Source organism: bacterium, from assembly GCA_027622355.1.
In the GTDB taxonomy this organism is placed as follows: Bacteria; UBA8248; UBA8248; order UBA8248; family UBA8248; genus JAQBZT01.
This window is the reverse complement of record JAQBZT010000264.1, coordinates 1-4,056: the sequence shown is the minus strand read 5'-3', so window position 1 is coordinate 4,056 and position 4,056 is coordinate 1. Positions and strand designations below refer to the sequence as shown.

Genomic DNA, 4,056 nt, shown 5'->3' with positions numbered 1-4,056 from the left:
GCAACTACCAGGTTTTCTTCGACGGGCTGGCGTTGGGTTTTCTCCTGGGTTTTGTCGCGTTTTATCTTTTCTTCCGCTTCAAGATCATGAACAAGCTCAAACCGCGGAACGAGGTTGACCGGCTCGTGGAGGACATCCAGCACTACTACCGCACCGTCTCCGAGAGCGACCGGGAAGAAACCGACTGAGCGCGCTTCTCCCTTTTCCTTCCTTCTCTTTCCGCCGCCATCAAAGATACGGGTTTTGGCCCGTTCGGGCCACTTCCCGCAAATGCGCCAGGCTGTTCACCGTGACCGCGCTCCATCCCCGCTTGCCGGAGTGCTCCACAATATTCAGGGAAGCGTTGTGCTGCCGGAGGCGGCGGATCTGGTTCAGATCCATCCCCAGGATGCGGCACAAGATGGTGGAGATAGCAAGATTGTGGCTGACCGCGGCGAACGTCCGGCCGGCGTGGCGCTCGCGAAGTTCCTCCATGGCCGCCCAGGCTCTTTCCTGAAGCTCGCCAAGGGTCTCCCCGCCCGGCATGCGCACGGCGGCGGGCGTCCGTTCCCACAGGTCGAAAAAACCGTTGTACCCCTCTTGAAGCTCCTCGATTTTCTTGCCTTCGAGTTCCCCCTGATCCAGCTCGGAGAGGCCGGGCACCTCCTCGATGGAAACCGAGAGTGCCTCCGCAAGGATCTCCGCCGTCTCACGGGCGCGCCGCAGGGGGCTTGTGGCGACGAATTCGATCGGGCGATCCTTCAACGCCGTGACCAGCGCTTCTGCCTGGGCGCGGCCGACTTCGTTCAGGGGCGTATCCGATACGCCCTGGATGCGGCGCTCGGCGTTCCAGGCGGTTTCGCCATGACGCAACAGATAGAGAAGCAAGAAAATCTCCGGTACGGGGATGGATCACAGAGGGGCATGAGAGAGGCGCCCGGGACGCTAGTTGTCGAATTTCAGGAAGTCATCCGGCTTCAGATCCTCGAGCCACTTTTTCACATCCTCGGGATCTTCCCCTGCCGACGGGCGTTCGGCCTGTCCTTCAAAGCCCCCTTCCGCATCCTTGGGTTCGGGTTCGGCAAATTCGATGCTCTTGGCCTCCTCCAGCACTTTTTCTTCGACAAAGATCGTCGCGTCCGTCCGGAGGGCGAGCGCGATGGCGTCGGAAGGGCGAGAGTCGATGGTCACTTCCGTACCATTGCAGCGGAGGCAGATCTCGGCGAAAAAAGTATTGTCCCGAAGATCGCTCACCACGATCCGGCTGACTTCTCCGTTGAGGCCGGCAATGACGTTTTTGATGAGGTCATGGGTCATGGGGCGCGGCGTCTGGAAATTTTCAATCTCGCGCGCAATCGCATGCGCCTCGAAAATTCCGACCCAAATGGGCAGCGTACGCTCCCCTTCGAGTTCGTGGAGAATCACGATCGGCACGTTGGTCAACGGATCGAGGGTCAGGCCTTTCACCTTCATTTCAATCACGATTCGCTTTCCTCCATCACGAGCGCACCTGCGGGCGACACTCCATCCAAAGCATGTACCCCCCCGCGGAGGATTCCCACCTCGACACAATCGCCGGGACGGGGAGAAAAACCCGCTGCCATGAATTGTACCCTGTGATTCCCCCGGCTGCGACCCGAATATTTTTTCCGGGATTCGGAAACATCCTCCGGCGCAACCGGGCAGCTCTCGCATGCCGATGACGTTGAATTCCTTGAAGAAACCTCACCCTCCACCATCACCTCCAGCGCGGTGCCCTCCAGGGCGCGGTGCAGGCGATCCGACAGTTCGCGCTGCAGCCGGGCCGCCGCGTTGAACCGCTCCGTTGTCACCTCATCGGGGACAAGGTTCGTCATCCCGAAGGCGGGGGTGCCGGGGCGGGGGGAGTACTTGAACAGATAAATGTTGTCGTAGCACGCCTCTTCCATCACCCGGAGGGTCTGCTCGAAATCCCGATCCGTCTCGCCGGGAAAGCCGACGATGACGTCCGAGGTCAGTACGCCGCCCGGAACAAGCGCGCGGAAAAGGGATACGTTGGAAAGATATTCCTCCGCCGTGTAGCCCCGCTGCATCCGCCGCAGCACGTCATCCGAGCCGGACTGCACCGGCAGGTGCAGGTGTTCGCAGACTTTGTCGCATTCGGCCATGGCGCCGATCATGTCCTCGTCGCAATCCTTCGGGTGCGAGGTCATGAAGCGGACGCGCTCGAGACCCTCAACCCGATCGAGGCGGCGGAGCAGCCCCCCGAAGGTGAGTTCGCCGGGCATCTTTCCCCCATAGGAATTGACGTTCTGCCCCAGGAGCATCACCTCCCGGAATCCCTCCTCGACCGTCCGCTCCACCTCCTCAACGATCAGCCGGCTCGGCTTGCTCCACTCGGGGCCGCGCGTGTAGGGGACAACGCAGAAGGTGCAGTAGTTATCGCAGCCGCGCGCGATGCTGACGTAGGCGCTGAGCCCGCCCTCGCGCCGGATTGGGGCCAACTCATCGAAATCCGGCGCGATGGCCTGGACATCCACCACCCGGCCGCCTTCCTCCTCGCGAAGAAGGGCGGGCAGCTTCGCGATGTTCTGGGTCCCGAAAACGAGATCGACCGCACTATGGCGCTTGGCGATGGTCTCCCCTTCGCGGGTGGCAAAGCAGCCGCACACGCCGATCTTGAGACCGGGATTCTGCTCCTTGAGGGCCTTGAGGCGGCCGAGCTGGCTGTACACTTTCTGCTCGGCCTTGTCGCGGATGGAGCAGGTGTTCAGGAGGATGAGATCCGCCTCGCCGGCGTCCTCACAGGAGGTGTAGCCCGCCTCTTCCAGATGGCCCGAGATGGTTTCGGTATCGTAGCGGTTCATCTGGCAGCCGTAGGTAAAGATCTTGAATCGCTTGCCCACAGAAATCTCCTGAAAATACGAGACAATCAGCCCCGTATATTGCGAGAGGCGGAAAATCGTGTCAACGTGGGAAAGGATTGGTTTATCTGGGGTTCTTCCTTCGGGCCCGGCGGGGAGCCAGCGTGCGGATCGTCTGCTTTCACGGCCGAAGGGCGCTGCGGGAGGAGAGCATTTTCCTTCTGGCCGCGCAGCTCTTCGGTGCGTGCGCCAACGCGGCTGGCCTCTCCTGCCAGGTGCGCACCCTGATGTGGCCCGCCGCTCCCGGTTCGCCCGACCGGGCCATCGCCCGGCTGAGCCGGGATGAATTAATGAACAGGGCCATCCCCCGGCACTATGACCTGGAGGTGGTGTGCGACCCGCTGCTCGCCGTGATCCCGCCGATGGGAAACGCCCTTTTGCCGGAAGGAAGGCTCCTGGTGAATGCCCCCTCCCTGGGCACGCTGCCCCCCGGGGCGCCCGAAGTGACGGCGGCTGATTTTTCCCGAATCTCCGGCGGGGACGACGTCGCTCTCGCCTGCGCCATCGCGGGGGGGACCTGGGCGGTATTGCGCACAATGGCGCCGGAGCTGGGACTCGCCGCGGAGGGAATTCTCTCGGCGGAGGGCGCAGGTACCGATTCGCTGACGGCAGAGCGCAGGCAATCGCTTCTCCAGGAAGGTTATGCGCTCATCAGGAAGATACAATAAAAACATGCCATAAGAGCATATTCATTCTCATCCGCCCCGGACGCCGACATGCTTGACCTGCGCCGCATCGCCCTCGCACTTCTCCTCGCCCTTGCCGCGGCGGCGGGCTGTACGCGCTACGGTACTTTCCTCTGGGGCGACTTCGAGGTCGGCCTGTGGGTCCAGGCGGAGGGCACAAACCGGACGCTGGACAGTGTTCAAAAGATGGATCGGCTCATATCGCAGGCCCGCGCCTCGGGCGTGACCGATCTTTATGTCCAGGTCTACCGCAGCGGCCGCGCCTGGTTCCCCACGCGCCTGGCGGATGACCGCCCCGCCCGGCGGGCGGGCCGCGACCCGCTTGCCTACCTGCTGGAAAAAGCCGGCCCCCTGCGGGTCCATGCCTGGATCAACGCTTTTGCCCTCGCCCGGAACGCCGAGGCGCCCATCATCCGTGAGTTGGGCCCCGGCGCTGTTCTTCACGATCAGCACGGTCGCTCGTTGCAGAGCTATCCGCGGAGCGGCCG

The 4,056-nt window shown here is 62.7% G+C and carries 6 protein-coding genes; 3 read left to right on the top strand and 3 right to left on the bottom strand.

Annotation, left to right across the window (positions count from 1 at the left end; genetic code table 11):
- Nucleotides 1-188 (top strand): hypothetical protein (locus tag O2807_13000; protein MDA1001417.1); only part of this gene is annotated, 188 nt, incomplete at its 5' end.
- A 40-nt stretch (nt 189-228) separates the two neighbouring features.
- Here O2807_13000 and O2807_12995 read toward each other — a convergent pair.
- From O2807_12995 to miaB, 3 genes are read right to left on the bottom strand one after another with little or no spacing between them, the layout of a single operon-like run.
- Nucleotides 229-867, bottom strand: a complete 639-nt coding sequence (locus tag O2807_12995) for a histidine phosphatase family protein (GenBank protein ID MDA1001416.1) — start codon at nt 865-867, stop codon at nt 229-231.
- A 57-nt stretch (nt 868-924) separates the two neighbouring features.
- Entirely contained in the window at nt 925-1,464 is a 540-nt protein-coding gene (locus O2807_12990; protein ID MDA1001415.1) for a bifunctional nuclease family protein, read from the bottom strand.
- Nucleotides 1,458-2,864 carry a tRNA (N6-isopentenyl adenosine(37)-C2)-methylthiotransferase MiaB gene (miaB, locus tag O2807_12985; GenBank protein MDA1001414.1) on the bottom strand — a complete coding sequence of 469 codons (1,407 nt, stop codon included), beginning with the start codon at nt 2,862-2,864 and terminating at the stop codon, nt 1,458-1,460. Before miaB ends, O2807_12990 begins: the two co-directional genes overlap by 7 nt.
- Before the next feature lie 77 nt (nt 2,865-2,941).
- On the opposite strand from miaB, the gene O2807_12980 reads away from it, so the two are divergent.
- Both O2807_12980 and O2807_12975 read left to right on the top strand, forming a co-directional pair.
- Nucleotides 2,942-3,550, top strand: coding sequence for a hypothetical protein (locus tag O2807_12980; protein ID MDA1001413.1), 609 nt, complete (start codon nt 2,942-2,944; stop codon nt 3,548-3,550).
- A gap of 48 nt (nt 3,551-3,598) precedes the next feature.
- The coding region (locus O2807_12975; GenBank protein ID MDA1001412.1) for a hypothetical protein at nt 3,599-4,056 on the top strand (458 nt) is incomplete at its 3' end.